The organism is Hoylesella nanceiensis DSM 19126 = JCM 15639 (genome assembly GCF_000379965.1).
GTDB classification, from domain to species: domain Bacteria; phylum Bacteroidota; class Bacteroidia; order Bacteroidales; family Bacteroidaceae; genus Prevotella; species Prevotella nanceiensis.
The window spans coordinates 733,581-750,844 of sequence record NZ_KB904328.1; the positions used below are offsets into that span (position 1 = coordinate 733,581).

A 17,264-nucleotide genomic window follows, 5' to 3' on the forward strand; every position below is an offset into this window, starting at 1 on the left:
CGATTATTTATTATGAAACTAAAATATATTAGCAGTATTCTCTTCTCGGGATTAATGCTCACTACGCTCACTACATTCACTGCATGTAATGACTTTTTAGATAGAGAGCCAGAAGATAAGGTTACACCTGAAAAGTTCTTCCAAGCTGAAAGCGATTTGGCAGACTATGCAATAAAGTACTATGACTTCTCAACTCTTAATCCAGGGTCTTATGGTATGGGTACTTTTGCAGATGATAATGCAACTGATAACCAAGCAGGAGTTGACTATTCTAACTACTGGGTGCCTGGAAACTGGCAAGTTCCCGCTAACTCTTCGAAAGAATGGAACTTTGAACAGATTCACCATTGCAACTATTTCTTCGAGAAAGTGTTGCCAAAATATCAAGCAGGAACACTAAAAGGTAATCCTGATAACATTAAGCACTACATCGGAGAAGTTTACTTCTTGCGTGCTAAAGCTTATTTTGATAAACTCTCAACTATTGGAGATTGTCCTATTATTAAAGAGATTTTAGCAGACGATAGAAAGGTGTTGCTCGACAATTCTAAGCGTCAACCACAACACAAAGTGGCTCGTTTTATCTTAGAAGACCTCGACAAAGCGATCGAACTTTTGAAAGAAGATGCACCTGGAGGACGTAACAGAATAAGCAAAAATGTGGCTTATTTATTCCGCTCTCGTGTAGCTCTTTACGAAGGAACATGGCTCAAATACCACAAAGGAACAGCCCTTGTACCTGGTGGAAGCGGTTGGCCTGGAGACGCAGCAGACGTTGCTGGCTTCAATATTGATAGTGAAATCGATTACTTCTTAAGTGAAGCTATGGCCTCTGCAAAAGTAGTTGGCGACAAAGTGGTAGACAACTTAGCAGCTAATACAGATGTTCGTGATGGTCAAGATGCAAGCTTGAAGAGCGCAAACCCATACTTTACAATGTTCAGTATGCCTGACTTAGCAAGCTATCCTGAAGTGCTTATGTGGCGTCAATACAATGTAGAACAAGGCGTAACTCATAACATTCAAATGCAATTAGGACGTAATGGTGGTGGTACAGGTTACACACGTGGCTATGTAAACTCATTCCTAATGCGTAATGGTTTGCCTATTTATGCTACAGGATCTGGCTATAATAGCAACTGGGAAACACAAGGTGTGAAAGCTACTTTGCAAGATCGTGACTCTCGTATCCAACTATTCTGTAAGCAAGATGGCGACGTTATTTCTTATACCAACGGAGCTGTAGCAACAAGATTTGATATGTCTTGGTTAGCAAAAGGTAACAACGAAACACGTATCGTTACTGGTTTTGCAGTGAAGAAAGGTTTGAACTACGATTCAAAACAACAAGAAGAGCACCACATGGGTATCTCTGCAAGTGTTGTATTCCGTGGTGCAGAAGCTCTTCTTAACTACATGGAAGCATCGTATGAAAAGAACCAAACAATCGATGCAACAGCGGCTAAGTATTGGAAAGCGCTACGTACTCGTGCTAAAGTGGATCCAGATTACACCAAAACAATTAATGCAACAGTTATGACTGAAGAAGCTAAGAATGACTTCGGAGCATACTCTCACGGTGCATTAGTTAACACAACACTTTACAATATACGTCGTGAACGTCGTAATGAGTTCATCGCTGAAGGTATGCGTTTAAATGACTTACGTCGTTGGAGAGCTCTAGATCAAGTGAATGGATACCAAATTGAGGGTATGAGATACTGGGGTTCAATCTACGAAGGTGCGTTAGTTGATAAAGATGGAGTAAACCTTGTGATTGTAAATGTTGAGCAAGGTAAGGGTAATATGTCTGATAAAACAATCAGTGGAGTATATGTTCGTCCTTACCAATTGAGTAAGGTTAACAACTCTGTGTTCAACGGTTACCATTTCACAGAGGCTCATTATCTAACTCCTCTTGCACAAAGTGTATTCCGCAAGTCATCTACTGCAGCTGATAACAACATCGATCAATCTGTTGTTTATCAAAATCCAGGATGGCCAAAGGTTGCTGGACAAGGACCTATTGGAGTGCAATAATTGCATAGTAGACTAAGAATAGATTTGATTAATACCAATGGTCGTGTGCCCAAAAGCGTGATAACGCTTTGGCGCACGGCCTTTTCTTTACCTCTTTGGGGTGAGGTAAAAATCCAATAGCAGTGTAGCTATGAGCGAAGGCGATTGAAGAAGGGCAGAAAGGCTCTTCTTTTTGCATTTAAAGGAATTATGCTGTTGCGGTGAGCGAATCCTGTAAGGTGAAAGAAAAACAGCTTATAAGCCCTAAAACGATTTGAGTAGGAGAGAAATTAATTAAAAAGCAAAAGAATAATAGGTAGAAAAGAAAGACCATTACAAATAGAAAAGAAAGACTATAACAATTAGAAGAGAAAGGGGAAACATTGTTGTAGCACCTTTGAAAGGTAGATAACCCCAGTCCATTCCTATGCTTGTAGCAGAGAAAGAAGGAGAGGTGATGACCCTTTCTCAATGGATTAGAAAAAAGAAAGAGGTATAAAAAGCATGTAACCCATTGGATAAGCATCACAAGAGCAAGAAGTTGCTCTTCAATCACCAATAGGTTACATGCATATTCTTCAATAAAAGGCTTGCTTTCGATATCTCTTTGTATAGCAAGTCCTTTTGTTTGGTACTATTACATTCTGCAAGAGTACTCTATAGGCTTCCTAACAAGTAGCTGATTTGCCTTGAATTTCACCTTACTGCAACCATTTAACGAGAACCATTTAGAGGAAGTGTCAGACGATTTGCGATACATAGTTATCTCATTGTTACGGAAAACCAAGTTAGAAGTGCTCTTAGCCGATAGAATAGTCTGCCCATAACTGGTGAAACGGTTGTTGATGATGCGCACATTTTGATGTACAGGGCGTTTCTCATTGATGTCCGTATTCGATGGATTCAATTCAATAACAGCATGTTTATTATTGTTATTAGCACAATCAAGGAAAGTATTATTTTCGATTAAAACATCTTTTACAGGACCAGACTCATACCAACCCGCAGCATCAGCCTCAATAAGTATGGCACTCATACCCGTTTTATAGAACACGTTTTCACTGATAACCGCTCGTCGGGGCGTTGTAACCAAAATGCCACGAGTACTTGTTCGGGTGAAATAACAATTGCGAATCTCCACCTTAGGCGTACAAGTTATGTTCTCAAGGCAATCGCTTTGCAGTTCAATATCGTGTTGAATAGGTTTCGTTAGCGTTACTTCCACAATCCTGTTCGATAGCAGTTTAGCTGTCTTAATCACCGCTTGAGCATAGCGTTGCATAGTAGATGGGCGCACAAAAGCCACCGTGTCGCCCTCGAAAAAGGCATTAAATCCATAGGTTTGAGGGTGCATAAAGCGCAGTTTAAGGGTATAGTCGTTCACCTTTTCCATAATGCGTAAGTTCGTTCCATGCACATTAATACAGTCATCTTGTGCGCCAGCAAACTTACAATTCACCACCTTCACCTTACCAGAGCAACCCGAAAAATGCATAAAGTCGGCAGAAGAAGCCAATAATCTACCACTATTTTGACGAGGCATGCAATAAACGTGGTTCATTTCAACATTCTTAGAGAACTGACTAACGATGCCCAATCCATGCATATAGTGCACTCCAACATTCTTAAAAGTAATGTCTTCGCTTTCATAAATCAACATTCCCACTTGGTCACGAATAATATCTCTAATCGTTAAAGTGTGGTTTAGCTTGCATTGAGCCGTGTCTGTAGTTTCAAAAAGCACCACATGTGGAGCCAACTCAGTGGCTTTAGCCTTTGCAAGAACATTCCAAGCCTGGCTATAATAAAAATGTTCTGTAGTGGGATTGTATTCGATGCAATGTGGAATATTGGTGCGCCAGCCCTCTCCATAGAGCGTTATCTTACCATCTTTGATGGCATATCGTGAATCAGGATGAAACTTAGCAACCACCCCTTTCTCATTTCTTTGAATGAGAGTAAGCTCAGATCCGCCAGGTCTTTCAAAGTCGATATGAATGTTTTGCAAAGTCATTTTCTTGCAATGTTCAAATGCAAGCATCGTAACTTTGCCATGAAACATCAGAGTTGCACCGTTTCCCTCAATGGTTAAGCCCTCCATATCTTCGAAAAACATACCAATTGTTTTTATTTTCGATGGACATTCGCTTTCCGAAGAAGTGTTGGTTATAAAGAATTTCTTGTAGGTTGCGCCTTCAGTCCACAAGTCATAACGTCCCTTTTCAAACACCAATACTTTAGAGTTGAATTGCTTACAATCGGCAATAGCAGCCTCCAAACGTTCGGTTTGGTTCTCGTAAGTGTCGGGAGTCACACCATAATCGGCTACAAAAATGGTATCTTTTTGAGTGGCAAAGAGTGGGGAAGCCGATAAAAAGCACATAAAAAAAAGCGATAAGTAATATCTTTTCATAGTGAAACGTAAAGTGTTGATGTTGTAGAGCGTGTTGCCCTTGTATTCAATGTGATGTAAATGCTTTGTTTAGACAGATATTCAGTAGTCCGACAGCGAGTGATTGTTGGCTGAAAGGATAGCAATGGGCAAAATGAGCCAACCTTTTTATCCTTTTGAAAACCTGAAAACGAAAAGGAACCATCGTTTAGATGTTCCACACAAAGTTACAAAAATATTCTATATTGCACGCCCTTTCTACTCGGCTTTATAGGTAGTGCCCAACAAAAGCAATGCTTTTGCATGCTAAAAGCAGTGCAATTACACAGCAATAACAATGCTTTTGCAGGTCAATAGCATAGCTTTTACTTCAGTGTTGAAATGCCATCAAAATGGCAAGTCAATCTCCCTTCCTATTCAACACATCACCCTTGGCATCTCTTTTCTTTCCTTCTACATCGAAAAAGAAAGTAGAATAGGAGTTAAAAAAATGCCTCTAATTAAGATTATATAACAAAAAAGAGAGATTAGAGTGCTTTATGAACCCACAAATTATAATACCTTTGCAAACAAATTGAGAACAGAGCAAATACCCGTTTAATGCACTTTGTATGCCGAAAGCCAAACAAACCAATGTTTAAAAGGATTAGCGCATATTGTTAGAGGGCAAAAAACGAGATTGCTTGCTGTTACTTTTGTTTTCTTTTGGCAACTCCAACACAACGTGTTTGGTGGGTTATTACAAACCGAAAATAAAGATGTTTGAAAGGCGTTGCATTGAAAAGAAACACTGAAAGGACGGTAAACTTTACATCAACATGGGTTTAATAAAGTTTATAAAGACATGGACCTTGCCCCTGTCTATCACCTTTGGGGCTGTTATTTATCTCATTTTTGCCTTCACTCCTTGCTTGTTGAGTGCGGCAATGCTGTTTGCGCCTTTCTTTAATGCAATCCTTCCGCTGTTCATGTTCTTAGTTCTCTTCGTTACATTCTGTAAAGTAGACTTCAAAAAACTGCGTGTAACACGCTGGCATGGCTACGCTCTTGTAGCACAATTCAGCATCATTCTCCTTCTTTTAGCACTCACATTGTTGTGGGGAAAAAGTGGTTCTAGGCTCGTATTTTGCGAGTCTATTCTTATTTGTGTCATCTGTCCATGTGCCACTGCCGCTGCTGTTGTCACCCAAAAGTTGGGCGGAAGCATCGAAGAAATGACCACCTATACCTATGTTTCTAACTTCTTTTCATCTATACTCATTCCCATTTGTCTGCCATTGGTAGACATTAGTTTGCACATCAGCTTCCTTTCGGCTTTCTTAAAGATACTTTATCAGGTTCTTTTAGTGCTCGTTTTGCCTATGTTTCTGGCCTATGTGGTGAAGAAAAGTATGAAGAAGATTCATCGAAAGATTGTGAGTGTGAAAGACCTTTCATATTACCTTTGGGCTTGTTCGTTGCTCATTGTGAGTGGAACAACCATTAAAAACATTGTACATGCACAGGCAAGTGTGTTGTTTTTGTTGCTCATTGCAGTGGCAGGACTTGTAGTTTGCCTCGTACAATTTATGGTAGGAAGGTCGATAGGCTTGCGTTTTAATAGACGATTAGAGGCTGGTCAGGGCTTAGGACAAAAGAATACGGCTTTCGCAATATGGATTGCTAACGCCTATTTAACGCCCCTTTCAACAGTAGGACCAGGCTGTTACATTCTTTGGCAGAATATCATTAACAGCATAGAGATTGCCCGTTACGACAAACAAATGTTGAGAAATGCCGAAAAGGCAGTGCAATAGGGTCGAAACGGATAAGGAGCTATGAACTGAGAAAATTGAGTTGAAAATAAAATGGATACATTAATAAAACAAAATACAATGTCTAATTTACGATTCCAAGTTGTTGCCGAGGCGTTTAAAAAGCGTCCTTTAGAAGTAGAAACACCTGCAGAACGTCCATCAGAGTTCTTTGCAAAGTATGTGTTTAACCGTGAGAAGATGTATAAATATCTTCCTTTAGATGTTTATAACAAGCTCATTGACGTGATAGATAATGGTTCGCACTTAGACCGTTCTATTGCAAATGCTGTGGCAAAAGGTATGAAGCAGTGGGCAGAAGAATATGGAGTGACCCATTATACACACTGGTTTCAACCCCTAACAGAGGGAACTGCAGAGAAACATGATGCCTTTGTAGAACATGATGGCAAAGGAGGTTTGATTGAAGAGTTTAGCGGAAAGCTACTTGTTCAGCAAGAACCCGACGCATCTTCGTTCCCTAACGGAGGAATAAGAAATACTTTTGAGGCACGAGGATATTCGGCTTGGGATCCTACATCGCCTGTGTTTATCATCGACGACACGCTTTGTATTCCTACTATCTTTATCTCTTACACAGGTGAAGCACTCGACTATAAAGCACCACTTCTACGCTCTTTGCATGCAGTAGACGTGGCAACAACAGCCGTTTGTAAGTATTTCTACCCCGAAGTAAAGAAGGTTTCAACCAATTTAGGATGGGAACAAGAATACTTCCTCGTTGATGTAGACCTTTATTTGGCACGCCCCGACCTTATGTTAACAGGCAGAACACTGATGGGACACGATTCTGCTAAGAACCAACAGATGGACGATCACTACTTTGGAACTATTCCAGAGCGTGTACAAGCATTCATGAAAGACCTCGAAATACAAGCACTTGAATTAGGAATCCCATGTAAAACACGTCATAATGAGGTGGCTCCCAATCAGTTTGAGCTTGCTCCTATCTTCGAAGAGTGTAACCTTGCCATCGACCATAACATGCTTTTGATGTCGTTAATGAAGAAAGTAGCACGCAAACACGGCTTTAGAGCATTGCTACACGAAAAGCCTTTCGATGGAATTAACGGTAGTGGAAAGCACAATAACTGGAGTCTTTGCACCGACACTGGCGTTCTTTTGCACGCACCAGGAAAGACTCCTGAAGACAATTTGCGTTTTGTTGTATTCATTGTAGAGACCTTAATGGCTGTATATCGCCACGAAGCACTTCTAAAAGCATCGATCATGAGTGCCACTAACGCACATCGTTTGGGCGGACACGAGGCTCCTCCTGCCATTATCTCTGCGTTCTTGGGTCAACAACTCTCTGGTCTTTTAAAGCATATTGTAGACTCTGATAATGAAACTCTGTTCAATGTGGCTGATAAAAAGGGTATGAAATTAGACATTCCAGAGATACCTGAGCTGCTAATTGATAACACTGATAGAAACAGAACCAGTCCTTTTGCCTTCACAGGAAACCGCTTTGAGTTCAGAGCTGTGGGCAGTGAAGCCAACTGTGCCTCTGCTATGATTGTGCTAAATACCGCCTTTGCAGAAGCAATAACATTGTTCAAAGAGCGTGTAGACGCCCTCATTGCGAAGGGAGAAGACCAAACAAACGCAATAATCAACGTGCTTCGTGAAGACATTCGCACATGTGCTCCAATTGTATTCGAAGGCAATGGCTATTCAGAAGAATGGGTAGTAGAAGCTAAGAAACGTGGACTCGACTGCGAAACAAGCTGTCCTCTCATCTTTGATCACTACTTAAAGCCCGACTCTGTGGCGATGTTTGAGCGCACAAACGTGATGAAAAAGAACGAACTTGAGGCTCGTAACGAGGTGAAATGGGAAACTTATACCAAGCGAATTCAAATTGAAGCTCGTGTAATGGGCGACCTAACAATGAACCATGTCATTCCTGTTGCAACCCATTATCAAAGTCGTTTGGCTAAGAATGTACACAATATGTATGCTATTTTCGATGAATCAAAGGCTAAGAGCTTAACTTCTCGTAACCTAAAGATTATAGAAGAGATTGCAGAAAGAACCGAACACATCGAGACTATGGTTGAGAATTTGGTGGAAGCACGTAAAGTTGCGAATAAAATAGAAAGCGAAAGAGATAAAGCTATTGCGTATCACGACACCGTTGCGCCTATCATTGAGGACATAAGATACCACATTGATAAACTCGAATTGATTGTTGCTGACGAGCTTTGGACACTTCCTAAGTACCGAGAACTATTGTTTATACGATAGTTCTGCGCTCTACTTTAAAGGTAGAAAGATAATAACATCATAATAAAAAGTTCTCTCTCGAACATGAATAAATCAATGTAAGAGAGAGAACTTCTTTGTTTTATAGAGTCAATAGCAGTGCTATTGCGTTTATCCTACTTGGCTTCCGGGTTTCACTTCACGAAGAGTTGTGGTGACACTGAGCGACTCATCGAAGTCAACAGCAGATAAAATCATACCTTCACTGGTTATTCCCATGAGCTTACGAGGCTCGAAATTGGCGATGAAAAGAACGCTCTTGCCCACTAATTCCTCTGGTTCATAGAACTTAGCGATGCCACTTACAATAGTTCTTTCTTTGCCACTGCCATCGTCTAAGGTAAATTTCAAAAGCTTATTAGCCTTCTTCACCTTTTCACATGTTAAGACTTTGCCCACTCTAATGTCTAGTTTTTCAAAGTCTTCGTAGCTCACTACAGGCTTAATAGGCTTCGCTTTATAATTCGCTTGTTCGTTAGCTTTCTTAATGTTGTCGAGCTTTTCTAATTGGAAAGCAATTGTTTCGTCTTCAATCTTTTCGAAAAGTAGCTCAGGTTCAGCAAGCTGATGGCCTTGAGTTAGTAAGTTGGTAGCACCTAACTTACTCCAATCTGCATTCTCAATGTGAATGAGTTGGCGTAGTTTCTTACTGCTAAATGGCAAGAATGGTTCGAAAGCAATAGCTAAGTTAGCCACCAATTGCAAGCAAACATATAAGATAGTTTCAACTCGTTGAGGCTCAGTTTTCCATAATTTCCATGGCTCACAGTCGGTCATATACTTGTTTCCGATGCGTGCAATGTTCATAACTTCACGTTGAGCGTCACGGAACTTGTAGTTGTTAAGCAAGGTTTCCACCTTTTCTTTCACACCTTTTAGCTCGGTAAATACCTCTTTGTCGATGTCAAGAAGCTCGCCACAAGCAGGCACAACGCCATTGAAATACTTCTTAGTGAGCTGCAATGCACGATTAACAAAGTTGCCATACACTGCCACAAGCTCGTTATTATTGCGTTCTTGGTAATCTTTCCAAGTGAAATTATTATCCTTTGTTTCAGGCGCATTGGCTGTTAATACATAGCGAAGAACGTCTTGTTTGTTAGGTAATTCTTGTAAATACTCGTGCAACCAGATAGCCCAATTGCGAGAAGTACTGATCTTGTTGTCTTCAAGATTTAAGAATTCGTTAGCAGGAACGTTCTCAGGAAGGATATAATCTCCATGAGCTTTCAACATAGAAGGGAAGATGATGCAGTGGAACACGATGTTATCTTTACCAATAAAGTGCACCAATCGGGTTTCAGAATCTTGCCACCATTTCTTCCAATCGTTAGGATATAGCTCCTTAGTGTTAGATATATAGCCGATAGGAGCATCGAACCAAACATATAATACCTTTCCTTCTGCTCCCTCAACAGGCACAGGAATACCCCAATCGAGGTCTCTTGTCATGGCACGAGGTTGCAAATCGAGGTCTAACCAGCTTTTACATTGACCATAAACATTGGCTCTCCATTCCTTATGTCCTTCCAAAATCCACTCTTTAAGCCATGCTTGATAGTCGTTAAGAGGTAGGTACCAGTTCTTGGTTTTGCGTAGAACAGGAGTCGAACCGCTGATAGTACTCTTTGGATTGATAAGTTCTGTGGGTGAAAGGTCACGTCCGCAGCTTTCGCATTGGTCGCCATAAGCACCCTCATAGTGGCAATATGGACACTCACCAGTGATGTATCTGTCTGCCAAGAACTGGTGAGCTTCCTCGTCGTATAATTGTTCTGTTTCGCCTTCTTGTAGCTTATTGTTATCCAATAGGTGCTTAAAGAAGTCAGAAGCAGTTTGTTTGTGTGTTTCAGATGTTGTTCTACTATAAATATCAAAGCTGATACCAAAGTCAGAGAAGCTATCTTTTATAAGTTGATGATAACGGTCTACAACGTCTTGAGGAGTGATTCCTTCTTTCTTTGCACGAATAGTTATGGGCACACCATGCTCATCACTACCGCAAATAAATGCCACTTCTTCGCCCTTTAAACGAAGATATCTAACGTAAATGTCGGCTGGAATGTAAACACCAGCTAAGTGTCCGATGTGCACTCCACCGTTTGCATAGGGCAAAGCAGCCGTTACTGTGGTTCTTTTGTAATTCTTTTCTGCCATTGTATATAGTGTTATTTTATTCTCTTTATCTTGCAAATTTACGAATAAAAAATGAGAAGTAGGGGAAAAGCACCCCACTTATGTCAAAAAGAGAGCAAGGAATAAACTATTCTTTGCTCTCTTTTTCTTTGTATATAACGTTGTTATTGCCGCTCGTAATTTCAAGACTATTGCGATTGGCAGCAATGAAACTGTCGATATGTCGAATGCGTTTCTCTTCGAGAATCTCGTCTACTGCAATTAAAATGCCCGTTTCTTCAACATCTCCAAAGCCCTTATTGATAGCTGTTCCGAATAATTTCATCGTAGGACTTAAGCCCATGTAGGCATTAATAAGAGGTGGAATGTTGTAGCCCATTTGTCGAATTTCTCGATTAAGGATCTTATAATTCTCTTTGAAAGAGTCGGCATTGAAAAGCTCTTCAAACACTTTCTCATCGGTTTCGAGCTTCAATGGCTTGGTAGGAACAATGAGCTTCTCTTTATCGTCGAAGTATTTTTTGAGGAAAAAGAGAATCATATCTCTACCATAACGGATGTAAGAGGGATACATGGTCATCTTTCCGAAGAAGTACTTCACCTTTGGATTGATAACAGTTAGTGCGCCTAATCCGTCCCAAAGATTGTCTAATGCAAAGATACTCTTAGTGTTAGTGCGTACATTTTGGTATTCGAGCGACACAAAAGAACGTCCTAATTCAACCGAATAAGGCATATAGTCTTTAATAAACTGGTCGCTAAAGTGGAACATGTGACTTGTTGCAAGCTTTGGCTGACCTGTCTTTTCGTCTAATTCCCAATCCTCTCCAAACGAATATCTGTATCCTCCTATAATCTCTTCAGCCTCTGGATTCCACACAATAAGCTGTTTATAGCAGTTGGGGCAGGTATCGAATTCGTCGATATCCATACTCTTTCCTGTGCCACCACCAGCCGTTCTGAAGGCGATTTCACGTAAACGTCCAATCTCTTTCATCACGTTTGGAGCAGTATGTGCAGTGATTACATAAATCTCGTTGTGACTTTTATTGGTTATACGTAAACGCTTTTCAGGCGTAAGCTCACTTCTTAAAAGTTCTTTGTCGATAGCATTTATGATGGCTTCTTCCATGATTTTTGTTTGAAGAATTTATTTACTGTTGTAGTTGTTGCAATGAATTGCGTTGCGATATTAAAGTTCGTACACTCGTTTCTTAACCTCTTGCGCCCATTCTAATGGTGTTTTCGACTTGTCGAAGGTTTGCCAAGGAATAGGTTTTCTGATGGTGATGGTGAATGTTTTATGAACGTTTTTATACATTTCGTCTACAAGATAGAGCATAGCAAGATTGAAAGGAATGTGCAACATCTTGCAGATGTTAGCCAAACGATAGAAGAATGGCGAGTTAGTTCCTTCGAAATGGATGGGGACAACGTCTCGTTGTGTGTCGACACTTTTGGTTATAAAGGTCTTTTTCCACTCCAAATCTCGCACCACTCCGTTCGTTTTTCTGCTACAAAGTCCTGCTGGAAACATCAAAATATGGTTGTTTCCCTTGAAACCTTCTTCAACCATTGCAGGGAAATTGCGACTTTGTTGTCCTGTTTTGTTGATGGCAATGCAAAGCGGAGCCAATCCAGGTAGGTTCATTAAGAGGTCGTTCACCAAGTAACGAAAATTACTATCATAGTGCTGACCGATAACACTTCCGAGTGCAACTCCATCGATTCCGCCTAAAGGGTGATTCGAAACAAAGGTATAAAGCTTTCCATCGTCTTTGCTTGGAAGGTTTTCTTCGCCTTTGATTTGGAGTGTGATGTCGAGATATTTCACACATTCTTTGAGCCAAGGTGTGCCCACTTTGTCTCTACTTTCGTATAAAAAAGCGTTTACTTGGTCTTGATGAATGATGTGTTTTAGATATCTTACGAGGAAAGAGGGTACAAATTTCGCTTTCGCTCCCATCTTTTCTTTTAGTATTTTGTCGATATCTATTGTCTTCTCTGTCATGCTTTCTCTCTCTTGAAGTCTAGTCTAACAACTTGCAAAAATAACATTTCTTTTTCTAAAAATGCGATTTTGTGACGTATTTTTGTAGCCTTTTGTTCGCTTTGGTTGTACTAAATTAATTTTTTTACACATATAGAGTTGGACGTGAGCATTGTTTGTAAGTGAGAAGTGGGGGAGAAGTGAGCGATAAAAGCAATACTTTTAGCAAGCAAAAGCATTGAGATTGGAGTGTAAAAACATTGACTTTGCAGAGCGAAAAGACAGCTTTTGTAAAACGAAAATAAAACAACCCGTTCGCAACCTTGTGTGAGTTGTCGAACGGGCTGATAATGATAGTGATTAGAAAATTATTTCTTCTTCAATAAATCTTTATATTCTTTGGGGTTGTTGAGCAACTCAACAGCCTTTTTCCATTGCTTGTCTTGTTGCAAAGAGTGAACAATTCCGCCTTCTTGGAAATAGTATGCTTGAACGATGTCGTTAGCAAGTAGATTAGAAATAAACGTTTTGCTATATTCTAAGTCGTGTGCCACATTGTGTTGAAGCTTTTCTTTTAGAGCCTCTAACTGTGGTTTAGCATCGTTATAATAGCCTTCGAACTTAGCCAAACGAATGATGTTTTCGAGATATTTAGAGGTCTCTCCGTCGTATTTAAAGCCGCTCTTAATCACCTTATCCTTAAATATTTGATAGTCGGCATCGCTGATTACGAACTTTTCAGGACTGCTAATGGTGGGGTGTTTAGCAATATAATCTACCTCATAGTTAAACATTACCTCGTTAGAGTCACGTACTCCTGCAAGATAGAACGCAATGTTTGGAACAGAATCTGCCTTTACTTCCACGTCGGGAGTGATGCCACCGCCATCTTTAACGGCACGACCAAGACGAGTGTAGAAGGTCTTTGTTAATGAATCGGGCACGTGTTCCATACGTCCTCCGTTGCTATGTTTGTAGCGAATAGCTTGAATACAGCGCCCACTTGGAATGTAGTATTTACCTGTTGTGAGCTTCATTAGTCCGCCATAAGGCAAGTTAATCACTTGTTGTACAAGTCCTTTACCAAATGTTCGTGTACCTAAAATCACTGCACGGTCGAGGTCTTGCAAGCTACCACTTGTAATTTCACTCGCACTTGCACTGTTGCCGTCTACTAAAACCACGATAGGCATAACTGTATCTAAAGGCTCTTCGGTTGTTTTATATTCGGCATTAGCACGTTGAAGTTTTCCTTTTGTTTGTACAATAGTGATGCCTTTAGGTACGAACATGTTCACAATTTGAACAGCCTCGCCTAACGATCCACCGCCATTGCCACGCAAGTCGAGTACCAATCCCTTAGCACCTTTGCTCTTTAGATCGATGAAAGCAGATCTAACTTGCTTTGCACTGCCTTCGGTGAACGATGTATATTTTATGTAACCGATGTTTCCTGGTTGCATTCCATAATAGGGAACAGAAGGAAGTTGAATGGAACGTCGGGTGATTTTAAATGTAAGAACCTTTGATGTTGATGGGCGTTTCACCTTTAATTTAAACGAAGTGCCAGGCTCGCCACGTAAAGAATTGCTTACATAGCTATTGTCTTTGCCTGCCATTGGCTTGTCGTCGATACTCAATATGATGTCGCCTTTCTTCAAACCCGCTTCTGCTGCAGGAGTATTGGCATAAGCTTGGTCGATAACTACATTCTTTAATTGATTGTTATATTTAATAAGTGCACCAATACCTGCATACTTTCCAGTGAGAGTGGTGTTGAGTTCGTCGTTCTTTTCTTTAGTATAATATTCAGTGTAAGGGTCTAAGCTGTGCAGCATAGAATTGATTCCATACCCTACAACCTCGTTAGCGTCGAGCGTATCTACGTACAGCAGGTCGAGATTTTTATAAATAGCATTAAACACATCAAGGTTTTTTGCCACTTTACTACTGTGGTTGTTGGTTTGAGCAACCATTGAAAAGGTGCTAATGAGCACTGCAAGTAAAAATGCAATTCGTTTCATTTTCAATATAAATTTAGAAGAAGTTTCCTGTTAGGATAAGGCTATTATAATAAGGTAAAGGGCAATTTAGTTTCTTGTTCTTTATTTCTTATTACGTGTGTGTTTCGTTTTTCTTAGCTACCAAACAAACTTCTTTTGGTTGAAGATTCTTCTTTAATAAGTATTTGCTATACAAAGATAGCGTTTTTACCATAAAATAAGCAAGAAAAACACGTGTAAAAGTATTTTTTTTCATCAAAATCGAAAAAAATAAGGAAAATATTTGGAAGATTAAAATAAACCTATTACCTTTGCATCGCAATTAAGAACAATGCTTCAATAGCTCAGTTGGTTAGAGCACCTGACTGTTAATCAGGGGGTCGTTGGTTCAAGCCCATCTTGAAGCGCATAAGAGTACTAAGGTTTTTCTTTAGTACTCTTTTTGTTTTATATCCCTTTTTATGCTTAATCCCAGTGTGAATGGGGGATTGAGGTGGAAAGATTAGTGTGTGATAGAAAAAGTTAGTCGCCTTAAACACCATGTTGTTATGTTTAAGGCGACTATCTAATAGCTCTCAAAAAATAAACTTTTATTTCTCGAAAGCGTTTCTTATTTTTTCTGCTATTTGTGCAAGTTCATCTTGAGAAGGGGTTAATTTGGGCTTATGAAAGTTCATATCGGCCTCAGAGTTCATAGGAACAAGATGAATGTGTGCATGTGGAACTTCTAAACCAATAACGGTAACACCAATCTTTATACATGGCATTGCTGTTTTAATGGCGTGTGCCACCTTCTTTGCAAAGACGTTCATTGCAGCCAAATCTTCGTCTGATAAATCGAAGATATAATCTACTTCTTGTTTGGGAACAACCAATGTGTGACCTAATGCCACTGGGTTGATGTCGAGAAAAGCATAGAACTTATCGTTCTCGGCAATCTTATGTGAAGGAATTTCTCCTGCGATAATCTTTGAAAAAATAGTCATAATAATTAGAGTTTTAGGTTAAACCGTAGGTTTAAGCAATGCTGATAGCATCGATGCGTAGTTTGATTGTGCCATTAGGAATCTTGATTTCTACCTCGTCTCCAACTTTTTTGTTGAGCAGTCCTTGTGCAATAGGGGTAGTGATAGCCAATTTTCCCTCTTTAAGGTTGGCTTCGCTTTCGCTAACAATGGTGTAAGTCATCTTTGCATTGTTACCCAAGTTGGTCATAACCACTTTCGACATAATTTGTACAGCGTCTGCACTAAGAAGAGAAGTGTCGACAATCTTTGCTTCAGATAAAGACACTTTAATCTTATTAATCTTTGATTCTAAATGAGCTTGAGCCTCTTTTGCGGCATCATACTCAGAGTTTTCGCTTAAGTCTCCCTTATCTCTTGCTTCGGCAATAGCGGCAGATGCTTTAGGACGTTCTACCGATTCAAGGTGCTTAAGTTCGGCTACTAATTTATCGTAGCCTTCTTGTGACATGTAAGCCATAATGCGTTTATAATTTAAAGGTTTATACTCTTGTGATTAAATAATAAAATTTGAATTCCAACACTCTTACTTCGAGGGTGCTGGAATTCATTTTATTGTAATTAAAATCTTTTGTAAATATGTTTTGCAAAGATAGGCATTGTTTTTAAGAAAAGCAAATAATAGGCATTAAATTAATCATTTTAAAGAGTAAATGAGGAATTGATAAGACTGCGAGTATATTTGAAAAATAACGAAAAATGCAATAAATTGAAATATAATGGCTCTTTTCCTTCCTTTTAAGGGTTAGACGGTTGTAAAAGGATTGAAATGGGTTTTCACCTATTTATATATATAGAAGCTGTTGTGTTAGGGCTATGTGGGTGTTTTGTTTTGTGCGAATTTCGCTCAAGAAGATGAAATGTTAAATGCTATAACTTTATTCGTGCTTTCAATTTATAATAAAAATAAAATATATATTCATTTATTCCTCATTTTAGTTCAATATCACTTATAATTTACTTTTTTAGGGTCTACAATGTTAAAAATGCTTTAAATAAGGACACTATTATTCTTATTGTTTGGAATATACCCTCGATTGACTTACATTTGTGTTGTAACAGAGAGAAATTGAGCATATATAAGAGTTTATAAGCATTGATGAATAGAAATGTTTTAAATCGTAACTTTATACTGCTTTACATGTTAGTTTTTCGTTGTTTTGATGAGAGCAGAGCAATGAAGAATATTTATTAGATGAGAGAAAAAGAGAAAATCAATTCTTTATTAATTAGAAACATATAGAAAGAAAACTTTATGAAGAAAAGACTAGCTGTGTTTTTAGCTGGCATTTTCCTTTGTTTAGGAACTGCTTTAGCTCAAACAAAAGTCTCGGGAGTGGTTATTGGTGCCGCTGATAACGAACCAGTTATTGGTGCAACTGTTACAGTTGTGGGCACAAAGATAGCTACTGTGACCGACATTGACGGTAAATTTACGCTTTCGGTGAATGAAAGTAATCCNAAAGTAACGATTAGTTATATTGGAATGGTGGCTCAAACACTTAAAGGAACCACCAACATGAAAGTGCTATTGAAAAGCGATGCACAAGTATTATCAGACGTTGTGGTAACTGGTTTGACTAAAACCGACAGACGATTGTTTACTGGTGCAACCGA

At 39.4% G+C, this 17,264-nt stretch carries 13 protein-coding genes and 1 tRNA gene; 6 read left to right on the forward strand and 8 right to left on the reverse strand.

Annotated features, from left to right (window positions below):
• Positions 1-12 precede the first annotated feature (12 nt).
• A complete protein-coding gene (locus A3GM_RS0105980) occupies positions 13-2,040 on the forward strand; it encodes a RagB/SusD family nutrient uptake outer membrane protein (RefSeq protein WP_025830205.1) in 2,028 nt (675 codons plus the stop codon).
• 28 nt (positions 2,041-2,068) lie between these two features.
• Here the strand turns inward: A3GM_RS0105980 and A3GM_RS11575 are convergent, their stop codons facing one another.
• The gene (locus A3GM_RS11575; protein ID WP_154648095.1) at positions 2,069-2,218 is read right to left on the reverse strand and encodes a hypothetical protein; all 150 of its coding nucleotides are present in this window, start codon (positions 2,216-2,218) and stop codon (positions 2,069-2,071) included.
• A gap of 438 nt (positions 2,219-2,656) precedes the next feature.
• Positions 2,657-4,432 (reverse strand): right-handed parallel beta-helix repeat-containing protein, encoded by a 1,776-nt coding sequence (locus A3GM_RS0105985; protein ID WP_025830204.1) that lies wholly within the window; start codon positions 4,430-4,432, stop codon positions 2,657-2,659.
• A 662-nt stretch (positions 4,433-5,094) separates the two neighbouring features.
• Here A3GM_RS0105985 and A3GM_RS11885 point away from each other — a divergent pair.
• The 3 genes from A3GM_RS11885 (at position 5,095) to A3GM_RS0106000 (ending at position 8,475) form a co-directional block, all read left to right on the forward strand.
• Complete coding sequence (locus A3GM_RS11885) at positions 5,095-5,205, forward strand: AgrD family cyclic lactone autoinducer peptide (protein ID WP_169333328.1); 111 nt, start codon at positions 5,095-5,097, stop codon at positions 5,203-5,205.
• 24 nt (positions 5,206-5,229) lie between these two features.
• Positions 5,230-6,207 carry a transporter gene (locus A3GM_RS0105995; RefSeq protein WP_018362486.1) on the forward strand — a complete coding sequence of 326 codons (978 nt, stop codon included), beginning with the start codon at positions 5,230-5,232 and terminating at the stop codon, positions 6,205-6,207.
• Positions 6,208-6,285: 78 nt separating this feature from the next.
• Complete coding sequence (locus tag A3GM_RS0106000) at positions 6,286-8,475, forward strand: glutamine synthetase III family protein (protein WP_018362487.1); 2,190 nt, start codon at positions 6,286-6,288, stop codon at positions 8,473-8,475.
• A 129-nt stretch (positions 8,476-8,604) separates the two neighbouring features.
• Here the strand turns inward: A3GM_RS0106000 and metG are convergent, their stop codons facing one another.
• The 4 genes from metG to A3GM_RS0106020 all read right to left on the reverse strand — a co-directional run bounded on the left by metG (position 8,605) and on the right by A3GM_RS0106020 (position 14,643).
• Entirely contained in the window at positions 8,605-10,650 is a 2,046-nt protein-coding gene (gene metG / locus A3GM_RS0106005; RefSeq protein WP_018362488.1) for a methionine--tRNA ligase, read from the reverse strand.
• A gap of 106 nt (positions 10,651-10,756) precedes the next feature.
• The gene (gene glsB, locus A3GM_RS0106010; protein ID WP_018362489.1) at positions 10,757-11,761 is read right to left on the reverse strand and encodes a glycine N(alpha)-acyltransferase GlsB; all 1,005 of its coding nucleotides are present in this window, start codon (positions 11,759-11,761) and stop codon (positions 10,757-10,759) included.
• Positions 11,762-11,821: 60 nt separating this feature from the next.
• Entirely contained in the window at positions 11,822-12,640 is an 819-nt protein-coding gene (gene glsA / locus A3GM_RS0106015; protein ID WP_018362490.1) for a lyso-glycine lipid O-acyltransferase GlsA, read from the reverse strand.
• 347 nt (positions 12,641-12,987) lie between these two features.
• Positions 12,988-14,643, reverse strand: a complete 1,656-nt coding sequence (locus A3GM_RS0106020; protein ID WP_018362491.1) for a S41 family peptidase — start codon at positions 14,641-14,643, stop codon at positions 12,988-12,990.
• Between the two features lie 312 nt (positions 14,644-14,955).
• Here A3GM_RS0106020 and A3GM_RS0106030 point away from each other — a divergent pair.
• Positions 14,956-15,029, forward strand: a tRNA-Asn gene (locus A3GM_RS0106030).
• 183 nt (positions 15,030-15,212) lie between these two features.
• Here the strand turns inward: A3GM_RS0106030 and A3GM_RS0106035 are convergent.
• Positions 15,213-15,608: an HIT family protein gene (locus A3GM_RS0106035; RefSeq protein ID WP_009228587.1), complete on the reverse strand. Its 396-nt coding sequence runs from the start codon at positions 15,606-15,608 to the stop codon at positions 15,213-15,215.
• A 31-nt stretch (positions 15,609-15,639) separates the two neighbouring features.
• Positions 15,640-16,107, reverse strand: coding sequence for a transcription elongation factor GreA (greA, locus tag A3GM_RS0106040; protein ID WP_018362493.1), 468 nt, complete (start codon positions 16,105-16,107; stop codon positions 15,640-15,642).
• Between the two features lie 795 nt (positions 16,108-16,902).
• Between greA and A3GM_RS0106045 the strand changes: the two genes are divergently transcribed.
• Positions 16,903-17,264 (forward strand): carboxypeptidase-like regulatory domain-containing protein (locus A3GM_RS0106045; protein ID WP_026216139.1); only part of this gene is annotated, 362 nt, incomplete at its 3' end.